13 protein-coding genes are annotated in these 17,227 nt (G+C 53.1%); 8 read left to right on the top strand and 5 right to left on the bottom strand.

The window, feature by feature from the left end; genetic code table 11:
- Positions 1-11 precede the first annotated feature (11 nt).
- From AB7038_RS09200 to AB7038_RS09215, 4 genes are all read left to right on the top strand, one after another.
- On the top strand, positions 12-1,016 hold the full coding sequence (locus AB7038_RS09200; protein ID WP_369453176.1) for a fimbrial protein: 1,005 nt from the start codon (positions 12-14) through the stop codon (positions 1,014-1,016).
- 12 nt (positions 1,017-1,028) lie between these two features.
- Positions 1,029-1,565 (top strand): fimbrial protein, encoded by a 537-nt coding sequence (locus AB7038_RS09205; RefSeq protein ID WP_369453177.1) that lies wholly within the window; start codon positions 1,029-1,031, stop codon positions 1,563-1,565.
- Positions 1,566-1,575: 10 nt separating this feature from the next.
- Complete coding sequence (locus tag AB7038_RS09210; protein ID WP_369453178.1) at positions 1,576-2,115, top strand: fimbrial protein; 540 nt, start codon at positions 1,576-1,578, stop codon at positions 2,113-2,115.
- 136 nt (positions 2,116-2,251) lie between these two features.
- Positions 2,252-3,418, top strand: coding sequence for a CyaA/EF/ExoY family adenylyl cyclase toxin (locus tag AB7038_RS09215; protein ID WP_369453179.1), 1,167 nt, complete (start codon positions 2,252-2,254; stop codon positions 3,416-3,418).
- 76 nt (positions 3,419-3,494) lie between these two features.
- Here the strand turns inward: AB7038_RS09215 and serS are convergent, their stop codons facing one another.
- The 5 genes from serS to lrp form a co-directional block, all read right to left on the bottom strand.
- On the bottom strand, positions 3,495-4,787 hold the full coding sequence (gene serS / locus AB7038_RS09220; protein ID WP_046893832.1) for a serine--tRNA ligase: 1,293 nt from the start codon (positions 4,785-4,787) through the stop codon (positions 3,495-3,497).
- Between the two features lie 216 nt (positions 4,788-5,003).
- Positions 5,004-6,347 carry a replication-associated recombination protein A gene (locus AB7038_RS09225; RefSeq protein WP_046893831.1) on the bottom strand — a complete coding sequence of 448 codons (1,344 nt, stop codon included), beginning with the start codon at positions 6,345-6,347 and terminating at the stop codon, positions 5,004-5,006.
- A gap of 7 nt (positions 6,348-6,354) precedes the next feature.
- Complete coding sequence (gene lolA, locus AB7038_RS09230) at positions 6,355-6,966, bottom strand: outer membrane lipoprotein chaperone LolA (RefSeq protein WP_015422573.1); 612 nt, start codon at positions 6,964-6,966, stop codon at positions 6,355-6,357.
- A gap of 62 nt (positions 6,967-7,028) precedes the next feature.
- Positions 7,029-10,586, bottom strand: a complete 3,558-nt coding sequence (locus AB7038_RS09235) for a DNA translocase FtsK 4TM domain-containing protein (RefSeq protein WP_369453180.1) — start codon at positions 10,584-10,586, stop codon at positions 7,029-7,031.
- 138 nt (positions 10,587-10,724) lie between these two features.
- Positions 10,725-11,219, bottom strand: coding sequence for a leucine-responsive transcriptional regulator Lrp (gene lrp, locus AB7038_RS09240; protein WP_004235807.1), 495 nt, complete (start codon positions 11,217-11,219; stop codon positions 10,725-10,727).
- A gap of 560 nt (positions 11,220-11,779) precedes the next feature.
- Here lrp and trxB point away from each other — a divergent pair.
- The 4 genes from trxB to aat all read left to right on the top strand — a co-directional run bounded on the left by trxB (position 11,780) and on the right by aat (position 17,079).
- Positions 11,780-12,739, top strand: a complete 960-nt coding sequence (gene trxB / locus AB7038_RS09245) for a thioredoxin-disulfide reductase (RefSeq protein WP_214178628.1) — start codon at positions 11,780-11,782, stop codon at positions 12,737-12,739.
- Between the two features lie 104 nt (positions 12,740-12,843).
- Positions 12,844-14,613, top strand: coding sequence for a heme ABC transporter permease/ATP-binding protein CydD (gene cydD, locus AB7038_RS09250; protein ID WP_369453181.1), 1,770 nt, complete (start codon positions 12,844-12,846; stop codon positions 14,611-14,613).
- 2 nt (positions 14,614-14,615) lie between these two features.
- On the top strand, positions 14,616-16,382 hold the full coding sequence (gene cydC / locus AB7038_RS09255; RefSeq protein WP_369453182.1) for a heme ABC transporter ATP-binding protein/permease CydC: 1,767 nt from the start codon (positions 14,616-14,618) through the stop codon (positions 16,380-16,382).
- On the top strand, positions 16,360-17,079 hold the full coding sequence (gene aat, locus AB7038_RS09260; protein WP_072870975.1) for a leucyl/phenylalanyl-tRNA--protein transferase: 720 nt from the start codon (positions 16,360-16,362) through the stop codon (positions 17,077-17,079). The genes cydC and aat overlap by 23 nt, the downstream gene beginning before the upstream one ends.
- Positions 17,080-17,227 lie beyond the last annotated feature (148 nt).

Consider the following 17,227-nt stretch of genomic DNA (forward strand, 5'->3'; position numbering starts at 1 on the left):
GAGATATTACGATGAATTATACAAAACGCCTCTTTTTCTGTCTGTGTGCCGGTCTGTTTTCTGTTCAGGCCGGTGCCTACGACATTTCTTACATGACCAGCATCACGATTGACAGTGCTGCGCAACAGCAGTCCACCGGTACCACTCTCGGCTCCTGGCAGGATTTAAGAACCTCAATAAGTTGTACCGGAAGCATGGACGCAGATACTTACCGTTTCAGTAATAACGGCTATACCACCACCGGAATAACACTGTCTGACGGCGGAAAAAGCTACCCGGTATTCAAGACCTATATTGAAGGCGTCGGCGTGGCACTCGCGATACGTGAAAAAGGCACATCCGTCTGGTATCCGGTCACAGCAGACCAGACAAAAATTTCACTCAGTAAACCCGGCAGTAATACCTCATTTGACGTAAAAGGTATTTATGTGAAGACGCAAAAGACGTTAGTACCGACAAACGTTGCACAGGAAATCAGCCTGATAAAAACCGAATGCCTGTTTTACAACTCACCCACATGGATGCCGGAAGAATTATCAGTACGCAGTAATGGTGCAAAGCAGAAAGCTGAAACCTGCAATGTCACCAATAAAACCCAGTCTGTTGATCTCGGCAGCCATGAACTGATGGCCGTCAGAAAATTAAAAGTGGGTGAGAATTTCGGTCATGCCCGTGCCGGGCTTACCGTGAAATGTGATGCCGGAATGAATGTCTTTTTTACACTCGGTGATCATCTGCATTCCGGAAATATAAATACCGATACCCTTTTTCTTGAAAATCACAATACCAATCCGGGATTCGGGGTGCAGATATTTGAACCGGAAAAATCAGAGCCCTATATGTTAGGGGGAGATAAAAAAACCGGTTCTGCGCACCAGTATCCGTTTTATAAGACCGGCAATAATAATGCAGAGAGCATCACCAAATATCTGGATTTTAAATATGTAAAGCTGTCAGATGATGTAAAAGCAACGGAAGGGAATGCGCAGGCAACGATTACCCTTATCTATAAATAACAGGTAATAATAATGAAAAAAATACGCGCTGTTTTTTTATGCCTGCTTTTTTTCTCATCCTATGCGGCAGCGGATAGCAATGTAAAAGTCAATTACAGCGGAACAATTAAAATACCGGCATGTGATATTACAAGCACGAGTACCAATGTTGATCTGGGCACCTGGTTATTAACCGGCAACGGCAGTAATTTCCCTGCCGGCAGTACGACAGACTGGACTGAATTTGAACTTGTTTTTAACTGCCACAGCAGTATGAGCCGGATTTCCGGTTCACTTCAGGGAACGGCTGCATCCGATAATACCTCCTTTGAATTGGATAAGATCCCCGGTACGGCCAGCGGCATGGCAATTCAGATTGACTATTTCTCCGCATCCGCTAATCGCTGGGAAGCGGCAGATGCCAATAAAATCAGTCAGTTTCTGGCAGTAAAACAAACTCAGGCAGGAACAAACCGGCTGAAATTCCGCGCCCGTTATAAGCAGTTAGCCGCGAAAGCCACTACCGGAAAAGCCAATACATCCGTAACATTTGTTGTGGAAAATAAATAAGGGACCTGAAATGTTAACAATGACTAAAAAATCGGCCTTCATACTTGCTGCTATTTTTCTCTCTTTTAATGCTGCAGCCTATGATGCTGTTTATAAAATATCCGGCCGTATTCAACCGGGTTCCTGTAGCTTAGTTTCCGCCTCCACTATCAATGTAAAAATGAATGATGTGTATCTGAGTAACAACGGGCTGGGCAGTAAACCTGATTCTGTCAGCGATAAAGTTGACTGGGATATTGTTCTGGAATGCCCGGCGGATATTCCGGTGATAATTAATCCGGCCGGTACCACCGTATCAGGAAAAAACAATCTGCTGGCCATTGCTCCGGCTGCAGATTCTGCATCCGGTGTTGGTATTGAAACAGAATATAAAACGGCTGACGGTACCTGGAAAGTCCTGGAGCTGAATAAAACCAATACGATTGTCAGCACAGTAAAAAATGACGGTATTCTGACCTTAAATTTCAGGGGGTATTACCGCCAGACCGCTGCGGAAATTACGCCCGGAGCAGCAAATGCGACATTAGATCTGAATATTGTCTATAAATAATCACAGAGTGATACCGGATACAGAAAATATAGACGGATAATATACCGTTCTGTCCCTGTTTCCGGTTGTTTTCTGACACTTTTTTCCCTGTCAGTTTTTTATCCTTATCGTTTTGATAACAGTGGATAATTAATACATGTTCAGAATCACAGGCTCACCTTACTTACCCGCTTCTGCCGGTACACCGGACATATCCTCCCCCCGGCCCTTTTCCGGTATCACAGCCGCATTCCCCGGCGTGATAACAGAGCGGCAGGCCGTTATATCACAAACCGGTATCGCTGCAGAGCACCTGGCCCCGCTTCAGACACTAGCTGAAGAGCAGCAACTGGTGATCAGTTTCCGCCCGGTCGAGGCAGCCGCAACCGGCCTGATCAGTGCCGGTTACCCGACAAAGAATTTTAATATCAAAGGGAAAAGCGCCAACTGGGGGCCGATGGCCGGGTTTATTCCGCTTGATCAGTTTTACAGTAAGCTGTGCGGTGAGAAACATAAAACTGAACTGATGAACAAGAAAGTTGCCGAATGCCTGCGGAACGGCCACGCCACCGCAAACATTCTGCAAATAACCGGTTCACGTATCAGCGAACTGGTTGATATGGGATTACTGACCCGTCATCCGCCGGATAGAAACGGATCTATCACACTCGAAGGTAAGTCGCCTCATGGTCACCCGCATCTGTTCACCGCCAGGCCGGCCTCAGATAATACCTATGCCATTTATGTGCAGAAAGATAATACCCCGCTACAGGTTCTCTGTTCCCCGCAGCTAAATAAACCTCTGACGGCCGACTATGACCTGATGATTGTTGCGCCCCGCACCGAAGATTTCGGCAGTCAGGATATTCCGCATAACCCGGATATTGATGCTGAGATTTACATCGGAAAACGTCCTTACTTACTAAGAGATGGTACAACAATAGAAGATATTCGTCAGGAATTGCGCAGCCGTGAAGATGTTCATATCGGTAATGAAACTACACGTATAATCGCACTTATTCCGAAGATTAATGCCGCACTCAGACTTGATGACGGTTGTGATGTCGTCCACCATGCAACAGAAGTCACTAATCCCGGTACCGATATGAATACCAACTTTCCTGTCACCTTTTTCCTCCCGGAGCCGCTGGGCGGGTTACCGCAAATGCTGCTGGCAGAAGATATTGAGGGTTTACGGACGGTGATTCATACGCTGGAATGTAATGGTTTTATGGTACCTCATAACCCGTTGTGGAGTGAAGATATACCATCACTGCGCAGGGAAAGCTTTGAAGCCACAAGAAAACTGTTTAATACCCTGTAATGATTTACGGATATAAAAAAATCCCGCAGGCTTCCGCCGGCGGGATTTTTATCAGATGAGACACAACAGACGGCAATCAGCCGATATGTGTCAGACCTCTCATATACGGACGTAATACTTCCGGTATTTCGATACGACCATCAGCCTGCTGATAGTTTTCCATGATAGCCACCAGGGTACGGCCGACAGCCAGACCGGAGCCGTTCAGGGTATGAACCAGCTGTGGTTTTTTATCATCTTTACCACGGAAACGTGCCTGCATACGGCGCGCCTGGAAATCCCAGCAGTTAGAGCAGGATGAGATTTCACGGTAGGTGTTCTGCGCCGGAACCCAGACTTCGAGGTCATAGGTTTTACGGGAGCCGAAGCCCATATCGCCGGTGCACAGCAACACTTTACGGTATGGCAGGTTCAGCAGCTGCAATACTTTTTCAGCGTGTCCGGTCAGTTCTTCCAGCGCTTCCATGGATTTTTCCGGATGCACAATCTGAACCAGCTCAACTTTGTCAAACTGGTGCATACGGATCAGACCACGGGTATCACGGCCATACGAACCCGCTTCGGAACGGAAGCACGGTGTATGAGCGGTCATACGCAGCGGCAGATCTGCTTCATCCAGAATTTCGTCACGGACCAGGTTAGTGACAGGTACTTCGGCTGTCGGGATCAGCGCATAGCTGCTGGTTTCCGCTTCTTCTTCCAGTGGTTTGGTATGGAAAAGATCACCGGCAAATTTCGGTAACTGACCGGTACCGTACAGCGTATCGTGGTTAACCAGATACGGTACATAGATTTCCTGATAGCCGTGCTGTTCTGTGTGCAGATCCAGCATGAACTGTGCGATAGCGCGATGCAGGCGGGCAATCTGGCCTTTCATCACAACGAAACGCGCACCGGTCAGTTTGACGGCAGCAGGGAAATCCAGGCCGTCAGTCATTTCGCCCAGTGAAACGTGATCGCGCACTTCGAAATCATACTGCTTAGGTGTGCCCCAGCGGCTGACTTCAGGGTTATCACTGTCATCTTTACCAAACGGCACTTCGTCTGCCGGGAGGTTAGGAATATTCAGAGCAATGGTGCGTAACTCAGCCTGCACTTCATCCAGCGCAGATTTAGCAGCATCCAGTTTATCCCCTAACAGGTTCACTTCACGGCGCACTGCTTCAATGTCTTCACCGCGGGCTTTCGCTTCACCAATGGACTTCGATCGGGAGTTGCGTTCAGCCTGCAGAGTTTCAGTTTCAACTTGTAAAACCTTGCGGCGCTCTTCGAGAGTGCGCAGCGTGTCCACATCCAGGGTAAAACCCCTGCGAGCCAGTTTTTCGGCAACCGCGTCCAGCTCATTACGCAGTAAATTTGGATCGAGCATGCTATTCCTGTGCTTGTTGTTATAACGTGAGTGTCAGTAACGGAGATGCAACCGGCGAAAAGTGTTTTCCTGCTTTCCGGCAGTGCGGCTGTTATTAACGCAACTGTGAAACGTCTTAATCCGCCCGGAAACCCGCACTGTATGCAGGATGAACATTCTGAGTGTTTTAAGCCATTTACCTATTCTTACATTTCACACCTTACCGCAACAGCGGCATTAACGGTAGCGTTTTATCGGGCTATTTTGATCCTGCTCAGCAAGCCAGGCGAGTTTCTCGCCGATTTTTCCTTCCATGCCCCGGTTTGCCGGAAAATAGTAGCGGGTGTCACGCATTTCAGGCGGAAAATAGACTTCCCCGGCGGCATACGCATTCGTTTCGTCATGGGCGTACCGGTACTCTTTGCCGAGCCCCATTTCTTTCATCAGTTTGGTCGGCGCGTTGCGCAGATGCTCCGGCACATCGTAATCCCGCCCTTCTTTTGCATCACGCATCGCCGCTTTGAAAGCGGTGTAAACGGCGTTACTCTTCGGTGCACAGGCGAGGTAAACAATCGCCTGGGCAATCGCCCGCTCACCTTCCGCCGGGCCCACACGGGTAAAGCAGTCCCAGGCGGAAATCGCGACCTGCATGGCACGCGGATCGGCATTACCGACATCTTCCGATGCAATCGCCAGCAGACGACGCGCAACATAGAGCGGATCACCACCTGCGGTGATAATCCGGGCATACCAGTAGAGTGCGGCATCCGGTGCCGAGCCGCGTACTGACTTGTGCAGCGCGGAAATCAGGTCGTAGTAACGATCGCCTTTGTTATCAAAGCGGGCGCTGCGTTCCCCGCTGACTTCCTTCAGCAGTTCTGTGGTCAGAACACGTTTGCCGTCAGCCCCGGTTTCAGCCATATCCGCCATCATTTCCAGCACATTCAGCGAACGGCGGGCATCACCGGCGACCAGTTCGGCCAGCAGTTTACGGGTTTCATCCGGCAGAACGATATTTTGTCCGCCCAGGCCGCGCTCAGTATCATTCAGCGCCTGAATAAGGACCGCTTCGATATCGTCCGGTGACAGGGATTTGAGCAGATAAACACGGGCGCGGGATAACAGTGCGGAGTTGAGTTCAAATGACGGGTTTTCGGTGGTGGCTCCGATAAAGGTGACGGTTCCGTCCTCAATATGCGGCAGAAAGGCGTCCTGCTGGCTTTTATTGAAGCGGTGCACCTCATCCACAAACAGAATGGTGCGGCGCCCCAGATTGCGGTTCTGACGCGCCCGCTCGATAGCTTCGCGGATCTCTTTTACCCCGGAGGTCACCGCAGACAGGCGTTCGATATCGGCATCCGCATAGTGGCCGATCACTTCCGCCAGGGTGGTTTTCCCGGTGCCCGGCGGCCCCCACAGGATCATGGAGTGAAGCTGTCCGGCGCGGATAGCCCGCGGCAGCGGTTTGCCCTCTGCCAGCAGGTGAGTCTGTCCGATGTACTGTTCCAGTGTCCCCGGCCGCATTCTGGCGGCCAGAGGCTGGTAATCGTTTTGCGAAAAATCGAGAGAAAAGTTAGTCACTGACGCCTCATTGACGCTGATCGTCCAGCGTAACCCCCTTCGGCGGTGTAAAGGTGAATTTGCTCATATTCACATCAGTACTCTGCTGCCCTTTGAGCTGATAGCTGCTTTTCTGGCCATCCTGCTCAACAGCGGCAAACTGCTGAATAATACCGTCCGGAGTTACAGTGATAGTAAATAATTTCAGATTGCCGTCGCTGGTTTTCGGTTTCAGCTCAAAGCTGTCGCCGCGCTGACTCACCATGTACTGCTGCCAGTCTGCAGGGTCGTTACGCGTGATCAGCATAAACGGGGTATTTTGCGTGGCATCTTTCAGCCAGGTGGCGGTGACCTGTTCAACAAACGGGTTATAGAACCACAGTGTTTTGCCGTCAGAGACCAGCACACTTTCATCCGGCGCGCTCATCTGCCAGTTGAACAGGTTCGGGCGTTTCACCCATAAATCCCCTGTTCCTTCCTGAACCAGTGCGCCGTCTGCGTCAGTGACGGTCTGTGCGAAATTCGCATGGAAACTGTTCACTTTTCCCAGACGTGACTGAAGATCGCTGCGGGTATCTGCGTGTGCTGCACTGACTGCGACACCTGCCAGCAGGCAGGCTGTGATAAACACCTTTTTCATGTATGCATTCCTGATGATGCGTTCGGATAAATCAGACGCCGCCTTTGCAGGCAGCGGCGTCATTAAAAGTTATTTGAGGACGGTGCCAGTACTTCGCGGTTACCGTTATGGCCCGGTTCACTGACAATGCCCTGTTCTTCCATTTCTTCCACGATCCGCGCCGCCCGGTTATAACCGATGCGGAACTGACGCTGAACACCGGAAATGGAGACCCGCTGTTTTTCTGTGACGAATTGTACCGCCTGATCGAACAGCGGATCCAGATCTTCCCCGCTGACAGAACTGCCGCCTTCGCCGTCCTCACCACCACGGGTGATGTTATCGATATATTCCGGACGACCACGGGCTTTCCAGTCATTTACCACATCATGTACTTCCTGGTCGCGGACAAACGCGCCGTGAACACGCAGCGGCGCATTGGCACCCTGCGGCAGATAGAGCATGTCCCCGTTACCCAGCAGAGATTCCGCGCCGCCCTGGTCGAGGATGGTTCGTGAGTCAATCTTACTGGATACGGTAAAGGCAATACGGGTCGGGATGTTGGCTTTAATCAGACCGGTGATAACATCCACTGACGGACGCTGTGTCGCCAGCACAAGGTGGATCCCCGCTGCACGGGCTTTCTGTGCCAGACGGGCGATGTGTTCTTCCACTTTTTTACCGGCGGTCATCATCAGGTCAGCAAATTCATCTACCATGACCACGATATACGGCTCTTTTTTCAGAACCGGATGCGTCATTTCCATGCTGTCGGTCGGTTTCCAGAACGGATCCGGGATCGGCCGTCCCATGGATTCCGCCATCAGGATTTTTTCGTTATAGCCCGCGAGATTACGCACCCCGAGTGCGGACATCAGTTTATAGCGCCGTTCCATTTCTGCCACACACCAGCCAAGGGCATTGGCGGCATCTTTCATGTCAGTCACCACCTGGGTCAGCAGGTGCGGAATACCTTCATAAACCGAGAGTTCCAGCATTTTCGGGTCGATCATGATAAAGCGGACATCTTCCGGTTTCGCTTTATACAGGATGCTGATAATCATGGCGTTTACGCCGACTGATTTACCGGAGCCCGTCGTACCGGCCACCAGCAGGTGCGGCATTTTACCCAGATCCGCCACCACCGGCTGACCGGAGATATCTTTCCCCAGCACCACAGAGAGCGGTGATGGTGTATCGCGGAATTCATCGCAGTCCAGCACTTCGCGCAGATAGACGGTCTGACGTTTTTCGTTCGGCAGTTCCAGCCCCACATACGGCTTGCCCGGGATAACTTCCACCACACGCACGGCAACCGTGGAAAGTGAACGCGCCAGGTCGCGGGACAGGTTGGAAATACGCGAGGCTTTCACACCGGGTGCCAGATCCAGCTCAAAGCGGGTGATCACCGGCCCCGGCTCATAACCGACCACACGGGCTTTGATGCGGAAGTCATTCAGGCGAGCCTCAATCAGACGGGCTGTCTGTTCCATGGCGAACTCATCCACCGGCTCAATGGTACCCGGCGGTGAGGCCAGCAGATCCAGAGACGGCATCGGCGTGGTCGATTTCGGCAGCGGCTGGTCATTACGGACCAGGAACGGATGGAACAGGCTCTCTTCCATCTGTTTTTGTAACTGTGCTTCCTGTGAAGTTACCGGTGCTGCATTCTGCTGTGGCGCGGCAACGGGTTCAAAGCTCTGAGCAGGAGTCTGCGGCGCGGAATAAACCGGTGCCGGTTCTGCCGCAGGGGCAGCGACCGGTGTCGGGATAAACAGCGGCTCTGCCGGTTCCGGATCGACCAGATCCTCCACCGGAGAGAAGGCTTTCAGTTCAGCCAGATCAGATAAAATTGCGTCAGCCTGCCCGTTGTAGCGCTGTTGCTGCATCTGCATAAACTGTGCCTGAAGACGCTGAGCTTCCTGCTCATCTTCATCGTCTTCTTCTGCCGCCGGGTGAACATCCGCCACCGGCGGTGCAGACGCAAAGGAGTGATGACTGACCGGTGCCTGATAGGCAGATGCCGCCGGGATAAAGGCTGAGGAGGTACCGGAGGTGATTTCCGGTTCAGTTACTGCCTGTACCGGGTCTGCTGCCGGAGGCATATCCGTCTCATCATCACCGTAACGGTTACGCTGCTGCGTAATAAATTCATCACGCAGACGCGCCTGTAATACATCGTCTTCATCCGGCTCAGTCTGTGCATCCTGATGTTCCGGCTGATGCAGTTGTGCAAACTCATCCTGCTCACGGCGCAGACGCTCAAGTTCCCCGTCACGCTGAGACGGAATACGGATGCCGTAAAGCTCGCGCCGTGTCGGGAGGCGTACCGGATTCGGACGCGGCAGTTCAGGGCCGAGACCCTGTTTGACCTGTACCGCACCAAAAGCTGCCGCTGCGGTTGCTGCTGCCGCAGAACTCAGATGTGCGCTGCCGTTATCACCGGTATCCGGCACATCAGGCAAATCGAACGTAAAGACCGGTTCTGTACGGCCACTGCCAGCAAACGGGTTTTCCCATTGCGGTGCTGCCGGTTCAGGCTCCGGTTCCGGCTGAATATCCGGCACATTGATCGGGGCATTCAGGTCAACGGTTGTCCGGTAAGCATCCGGAACATCAAAACGGTAGTGTTCAGGTTCATCCGCAGCCGGTGCGGTGTGTTCCTGTGCATGTACCACAGGCACCACAGGTTCAGCAGCGGTTTCCGGACCGGCTGAGAGATTCTGTACCGGGATCAGCAGCGGGTCACTGTTATCCGCCAAATCCTCATAATGTGCCTGATGGGCCAGTTCCGCCGCATTCGGTGCGGAAAACAGCACATCGTCCGCATCATCGTATTCACGGTACTGTACGGTCTGACTCTGTGCCTCACTGTCAGGCGCAGCGGCGGTCAGAGCTGCCGCAGTTGCTGCTGTCTGCGGTATGCTGCTGTGCTCTGCCTGCTCATCCGTTTCCTCATCATCGTAGTATTCCTCATCGTCGTCATATTCACGATCGTCGTAATACTGATCGTCATAACGGTCACGGGAGTGATTGGTGATGAAGGTAATCGGCGAAAGGACCGCTGCACCGGTTTTTTCGGCGATGGTGATCCACGACCAGCCGGTCAGCAGCATCAGGCCGATAGCCCACAGACTAAGCAGCGCGAGTGTCGCGCCGAGGGCATTAAACCACGGCATCAGTGCTGAGCTGAATAAACTGCCGATCACCCCGCCTGCCGCGAAGTTCTGCATATCATCCACATTCAGGGATGCCAGGGCACAGGATGAAAGGATAAGTGTCAGCCCCCCGATGATACGCATCGAGAGTGAGAAAAAGTCCACGTAATCTTTATTTTCATTACTGCGGAAGGCCGACCAGCACCCCAGAATCATCAGCGGGGGGACGGTGTAAGCCAGTATGCCAAAGGCGGAAAAGAGAATATCCGCAAACCAGGCCCCGATACTGCCGGCCAGATTCTTCACCGGCTCATGCCAAGTGGTCTGGGACCAGCTCGGGTCTGACGGATTAAACGATAAGAGAGCAATCAGCAGAAAGACGGCGCACAACCCGATCACAATAAGGACGGCTTCCAGCAACCGGCGGCCGCTGCTGATTTTTCTGAATTTGATGTGTTTGTCTTCTGTATATTCCTGGCTCATGTCATTTCCTGACGCAACGTCCGGTTTTTTCCTGTCAGTAAAACGGAACAACGCTGAGGGAAGCTCAGCGTTGAAACTGTATGCATAAACAGGAGTGTACCTGATTTATCCCGTTTTGCACATGACGCAGGAAACAAATTAACGGGTCTTAATGACCAGACGGTTACTTTGTTTGACCTCTTCCATCACCACGTAAGTACGGGTGTCGTTCACGCCCGGCAGACGCAGAAGAGTTTCACCCAGCAGTTTGCGGTAAGCCGACATGTCCGGCACACGAGTTTTCAACAGGTAGTCAAAATCACCGGAAACCAGGTGACATTCCTGAATCTCTTCCAGCTTCTGCACGGCGGTGTTGAACTGTTCAAACACATCCGGTGCCCCGCGGTTAAGGGTGATTTCCACGAATACCAGCAGGGAGGCATCCAGATAGTGCGGATTCAGCAGCGCGGTATACCCGGTGATAAAGCCCTGACGCTCTAAACGGCGCACACGTTCCAGACACGGAGTCGGAGACAGACCCACACGTTTGGAGAGTTCGACGTTAGAGATACGGCCATCTTTCTGCAATTCGTTAAGAATATTCCTGTCGATTCTGTCAAGATCTTTACCCGGACGCTTTTTGTTATCAATCATCTCGTTATCTCTCTTATTTACTATTTTCCTACACCCATAACACTTCCCTTACCTGACGGAACAAAATCAGCATCGGAAAACATGTTTTCAGGCCAATTCTTTGCATTTCTGATTATTAGAATACGCAACCGGCGCCAGTTTACCGGAACATTCAGATTATTATCGCTATAGTCGTAAGCTGAAATTACCATGCTTCGTCATCAGGACAAACACATCACCGGTGTAACAGGATGTATTAACCCGACGGATAAAAATCTCTTACACTGATGTTTTCGCAAATGCGCAGCCGATTGTCAAAGCAAATGAACAAAAATCAGAACAACCTGTTGAAGAAAATGACAGAAAAACGTTTCGCTGACAAATATTGCGTGCTTTTGGTGTGATATTCAAACAACTTAGGAATCTTCTGAATAATCACTTTCTCGTACAATCGCCTGAAAATCTACTCATTTCCGGCCGATTTCAATTTTGTGCTCTGCCGTTTTTATTCCTTTTTTTACCCCTTGGTTTCTCCTACAATCCTGTACACGCTTTTTTGCCATTCTGTTAATGAGGTGTTCATGAACGCAACCCGACACAGTAAATTAATTATTCTGGGTTCCGGCCCTGCCGGATATACCGCTGCGGTTTATGCGGCACGGGCGAATTTAAATCCGGTGCTGATTACCGGGGTGGAAGTCGGTGGTCAGTTAACCACCACCACCGAAGTGGAAAACTGGCCGGGTGACCCGGAAGGTCTGACCGGGCCGGGCCTGATGGAGCGTATGCAGGCACACGCCGAAAAATTTGAGACTGAAATCATCAATGACTACATCACTGAAGTGGATTTCAGCAAACGCCCGTTTACCCTGACCGGGGAAAATACCTATACCTGTGACGCGCTGATTATCGCCACCGGCGCATCTGCCCGTTATATCGGCCTGCCGTCGGAAGAGGCTTTCAAAGGCCGTGGTGTGTCTGCCTGCGCCACCTGTGACGGCTTTTTCTACCGTAACCAGAAAGTTGCAGTGGTCGGCGGCGGTAACACCGCTGTGGAAGAAGCACTGTATCTCTCCAATATTGCATCAGAAGTGCATCTGATCCACCGCCGTGACAGCTTCCGCGCTGAGAAAATCCTCATCAACCGTCTGATGGATAAGGTTCAGAACGGCAATATCGTTCTGCACACTGACCGCACACTGGATGAAGTACTCGGCGACCAGATGGGTGTGACCGCTGTCCGTCTGCGTGACACCAAAAGTGACGCTACCGAAGAGCTGCCGGTGATGGGCTGCTTTATCGCCATCGGCCACAGCCCGAATACCGGTATTTTTGAGGGACATCTGGATCTGGAAAACGGCTATATCCGTGTTCAGTCCGGCACGCACGGTAATGCAACACAGACATCCGTTCCGGGGGTGTTTGCCGCCGGGGATGTGATGGATCATATCTACCGTCAGGCGATCACCTCTGCGGGAACCGGGTGCATGGCCGCACTGGATGCCGAGCGCTATCTCGACAGCCTCGCAGATAACAAATAATCCTGCATTTTCAGGGCGCTATATCTGTAGCGCCTTTTCGTGTACCATGACATTATCCTGCTGATTTCAGCCGTATTTTTACTTATCACCTGCATACAGAAAAAATGGATAAATCAAGACAGTCAGAACTCGTCCGCTGGTTAAAACTTCAGGCGGCACCGGCCCGGCGATGGTTACGTCTATCGATGTTGCTGGGCGTACTCAGCGGTTTACTGATTATCGGCCAGGCCTGGTGCCTCGCTGTCCTCCTTCAGTCCCTCATTATGGAGCACGTGCCCCGCGAACAGCTCCTCACTCCGTTCACTGTACTGGTCATACTGTTTATTGCCCGCGCCGCTGTTGCCGCGATCCGCGAACGGGTCGGGTTTATCTGCGGACAGGTGGTGAGACGTGATATCCGCCGGACAGTACTGGATAAACTGGAACAGCTCGGGCCGGTACGGGTAAAAGGCAAACCGGCGGGAAGCTGGGCGACGATTATTCTCGAGCAGATTGATGATATGCAGGATTACTATTCCCGCTATCTGCCGCAGATGACCCTGTCCGCCACCATTCCGCTGATGATTCTGATCACGCTGTTCCCGATCAACTGGGCGGCAGCCCTGATTCTGCTGGTGACAGCGCCGCTGATCCCCGTTTTTATGGCACTGGTGGGTCTGGGTGCCGCTGATGCCAACCGCCGTAACTTCCTGGCCCTGAGCCGCCTGAGCGGCGATTTCCTTGACCGCCTGCGCGGGCTGGAAACCATCCGTTTCTTCCACCGTGGTCGTGAGGAAGTGCAACAGATTGATGACGCCACCGAAGATTTCCGCTCGCGCACCATGGAAGTGCTGCGTATGGCGTTTCTCTCCTCCGCCGTGCTGGAGTTTTTCGCGGCGATCTCGATTGCCGTCGTCGCGGTTTATTTTGGTTTTTCCTATCTCGGTGAACTGAATTTCGGCAGTTACGGCATGGGTGTCACGCTGTTTGCCGGATTTATTGCTCTGATCCTCGCGCCGGAGTTTTTCCAGCCGCTGCGTGACCTCGGGACTTATTACCACGCCAAAGCACAGGCGGTGGGCGCGGCGGAATCGCTGTTTACCCTGTTATCCGCCGAAAACAATGATGATGAATTACCGGGCACAGAACCGCTGGCACCAGCAGAACAGATTGCTGTCACCGCAACCGACCTGGTGATTTTTGCCCCGTCAGGGGAAAAACTGGCCGGGCCGCTGAATTTCACCCTGAATGCCGGGCAGCGTATCGCGCTTGTCGGCCAGAGCGGTGCCGGGAAAAGTTCGCTGCTCAATCTGCTGCTGGGTTTTCTGCCCTATGAAGGCAGTATCCGGATCAATCAGCAGGAGCTGCGCGATATCAGCCCGGAAAGCTGGCGGGCACAGCTGAGCTGGGTGGGCCAAAACCCGCATCTGCCGGAACAGACCATTCTGGACAATATCCGCCTGAGCCGCCCGGATGCCTCTTCTGAGAAAATCACGGCGGTGATGGAAAAAGCCTATGTGACCGACTTTATTGATTCGCTGCCTGACGGGGTCAATACCGTGGTCGGGGATAATGCCGCGCGGCTCTCTGTCGGCCAGGCACAGCGGATTGCTGTGGCGCGCGCCCTGCTTAATCCGTGCCATCTGCTGCTGCTGGATGAGCCGTCCGCCAGCCTGGATGCCCACAGTGAGGAGCGTGTGATGCATGCCCTCAATGATGCCGCCCGTCAGCAGACTACCCTGCTGGTGACGCATCTGCTGGAAGAAACCCGTGACTACGATGAAGTCTGGGTGATGGATAAAGGTCTGATTATTGAACAGGGCAGCTATCCTGCTCTGCAGCGGCAGCAGGGTGCCTTTGCACAGCTGTTGTCACACCGGACGGGGGATCTGTAATCATGCGTGTTTTACTGCCGTTTTTAGCCCTCTACCGCCGCCACTGGTTTTTACTGACGCTCGGGATCCTGCTGGCGATTGCCACCCTGCTCGCCAGTATCGGCCTGCTGACGCTGTCCGGCTGGTTCCTCGCCGGTACTGCCATTGCCGGTGTGCCGGGAATTGCCTTTTTTAACTATATGCTGCCTGCCGCCGGGGTGCGGGGTGCCGCTATCTCCCGCACCGCCGGACGCTATGCAGAGCGGCTGGTCAGCCACAGTGCGACCTTCCGCGTGCTGAAACATCTGCGGGTATTTGCCTTTGAGAAAATCCTGCCGCTGACACCGGGCGGTATCGCCCGTTTCCGCCAGGGAGAACTGCTCAACCGGCTGGTCGGGGATGTGGAAACACTGGATCACCTCTATCTGCGGGTGATTTCGCCGATCGTTGCCGCGCTGGTGGTGATTGCGGTGCTGACATTCGGGCTCGGTTTTCTGGATCTGACACTTGCGTATGCGCTGGGCGGGTTTATGACCTTCCTGCTGTTTGCCCTGCCGGTGGTGTTTTATTACACCGGTAAGCCCATCGGCGTGCAGCTGACCACACTCAGGGCACAGTATCGTACCCTGCTGACCAGCGCATTACAGGGACAGGCAGAACTGACTATTTTCGGTGCGCAGTCCCGTTTCCGCGAGCAACTGGCAGAGACCGAACAACGCTGGCTGGTACAGCAACAGCGCCAGGCCGGTCTGACCGGGCTTTCCCAGGCGATTATTATTCTGGCGACCGGGTTTGCCGTTGCGCTGATGCTGTGGATGGCCTCCGGCGTCAGCTGGCCATACCGCGAAAGCGGCGCCATTATAGCCCTGTTTGTGTTCTGCGCCCTGGCAGCATTTGAAGCGTTAGGCCCGGTCGCGGTGGCTTTCCAGCATCTCGGCCAGGTGATGACCTCCGCAGAGCGTGTATCGCAGATAGTGGACACCAAACCGGAAGTGACTTTCCCGGCCAGTGGTCCGGCGGCATCCGCACAGGTCAGTGTCAGCCTCAGCGGTGTCGGGTTTACCTATCCGGGACAACCGCTGCCGGTGCTGAAAGATATCTCCCTGACACTGCGTGCCGGTGAGCACCTCGCCCTGCTGGGAAAAACCGGCTGCGGGAAATCCACCTTATTGCAGCTGCTGACCCGGGCATGGGATGTCAGTGAAGGTGAAATCCGCCTGAATGACCAGCCGATTGCCGCTTATGATGAAAACACCCTCCGGTCACTGATGGCAGTGGTTCCGCAACGTATTCATGTGTTCAATAACACACTGCGCGGTAATCTGCAGATCGGGAATAACGAAGCAACCGATGCGCAGCTGAATGCCGTGCTGGTACAGGTCGGGCTGGAAAATCTGCTGGATAACGACCAGGGGCTGAATGCCTGGATCGGCGAAGGCGGCCGTCTGCTCTCCGGCGGTGAACAGCGCCGTCTCGGCATCGCCCGCGCCCTGCTGCATAATGCGCCGTTCCTGCTGCTCGACGAACCGACAGAAGGACTGGATGCAGATACCGAGCAGCATATTCTCGCCCTGCTGCGGCATATCGGCCGTGACCGGACCATGCTGATTATCACCCACCGTTTACAGGGCCTGGAACACATGGACACGCTGTGCGTGATAGATGGCGGGCAGATAGCCGAACAAGGCTCTCACGACGCGCTGCTGGCGCGCAGAGGCCGTTATTATCAGTTTGTGAACCGTATTCCGGTAATGACCGGGGGATCCGATGCCGTTTTATCAGCTGGATGAGGAACTTCTCTTTCCGCCTGTTGAACACGCGCTGACCGACCCGGACGGGCTGCTGGCCACCGGCGGGGATCTCTCCCCTGCCCGGTTGCTGCTTGCCTACCGGGAAGGGATTTTCCCGTGGTATTCCCCCGGCGAACCCATTCTGTGGTGGTCGCCGGATCCGCGTGCGGTATTGTATCCGGCGGAACTGCATGTCAGCCGTTCGCTGCACAAGATTCTGAAAAAACACCCGTACCGGGTGACACTCAATCATGCCTTTGAACAGGTCATCAGGGCCTGTACAGAGCGGGATGAGGGCACCTGGATAGGAGACGATATTGTCGCCGCCTATATCCGGCTGCATCAGGCAGGACGTGCTCATTCCGTCGAAGTGTGGGATGATGACGCGCTGGTTGGCGGGCTGTATGGCCTTAACACGGGGTCACTGTTCTGCGGGGAGTCAATGTTCAGTCGTGTCAGTAACGGGTCAAAAATCGCTTTTATGACCTTTTTTGCCCATTTTACCGGCCACGGCGGCAGGATGTTTGATTGTCAGATACTGAATCATTACACCGAATCATTCGGTGCGCGGGAGATCCCGCGACAGGCGTTTATCCGTCAGCTTTATCAGCTGCGTGATAATCATTTACCGCAGTCATGCTGGCAGCCGCAGACATTAGCACGTCCGGTGCCGTCACAACTGCCGCCTTTTTTATAAAATCGCTGTAAACCAACAGGAAATGGTATGTTTCAGCCCGTTTTATGTTTCAGACGCGGTGCTTAAAAAATATCATTCCTTTACATAATCCCGGTTTTTCGGCATTATCTTGCGGTTTGAAAATACTGGTTATTAACATTAGAGGATT

The sequence above is a fragment of the Morganella morganii genome, assembly GCF_041099235.1.
GTDB lineage: Bacteria > Pseudomonadota > Gammaproteobacteria > Enterobacterales > Enterobacteriaceae > Morganella > Morganella morganii_E.

Bases quoted from the DNA above. Each gene is read 5' to 3' on its own strand.
- AB7038_RS09200 (WP_369453176.1), top strand. From the start codon at position 12: ATGAATTATACAAAACGCCTCTTTTTCTGTCTGTGTGCCGGTCTGTTT.
- AB7038_RS09205 (WP_369453177.1), top strand. From the start codon at position 1,029: ATGAAAAAAATACGCGCTGTTTTTTTATGCCTGCTTTTTTTCTCATCC.
- AB7038_RS09210 (WP_369453178.1), top strand. From the start codon at position 1,576: ATGTTAACAATGACTAAAAAATCGGCCTTCATACTTGCTGCTATTTTT.
- AB7038_RS09215 (WP_369453179.1), top strand. From the start codon at position 2,252: ATGTTCAGAATCACAGGCTCACCTTACTTACCCGCTTCTGCCGGTACA.
- serS (WP_046893832.1), bottom strand. From the start codon at position 4,787: ATGCTCGATCCAAATTTACTGCGTAATGAGCTGGACGCGGTTGCCGAA.
- lolA (WP_015422573.1), bottom strand. From the start codon at position 6,966: ATGAAAAAGGTGTTTATCACAGCCTGCCTGCTGGCAGGTGTCGCAGTC.
- AB7038_RS09235 (WP_369453180.1), bottom strand. From the start codon at position 10,586: ATGAGCCAGGAATATACAGAAGACAAACACATCAAATTCAGAAAAATC.
- lrp (WP_004235807.1), bottom strand. From the start codon at position 11,219: ATGATTGATAACAAAAAGCGTCCGGGTAAAGATCTTGACAGAATCGAC.
- trxB (WP_214178628.1), top strand. From the start codon at position 11,780: ATGAACGCAACCCGACACAGTAAATTAATTATTCTGGGTTCCGGCCCT.
- cydD (WP_369453181.1), top strand. From the start codon at position 12,844: ATGGATAAATCAAGACAGTCAGAACTCGTCCGCTGGTTAAAACTTCAG.
- cydC (WP_369453182.1), top strand. From the start codon at position 14,616: ATGCGTGTTTTACTGCCGTTTTTAGCCCTCTACCGCCGCCACTGGTTT.
- aat (WP_072870975.1), top strand. From the start codon at position 16,360: ATGCCGTTTTATCAGCTGGATGAGGAACTTCTCTTTCCGCCTGTTGAA.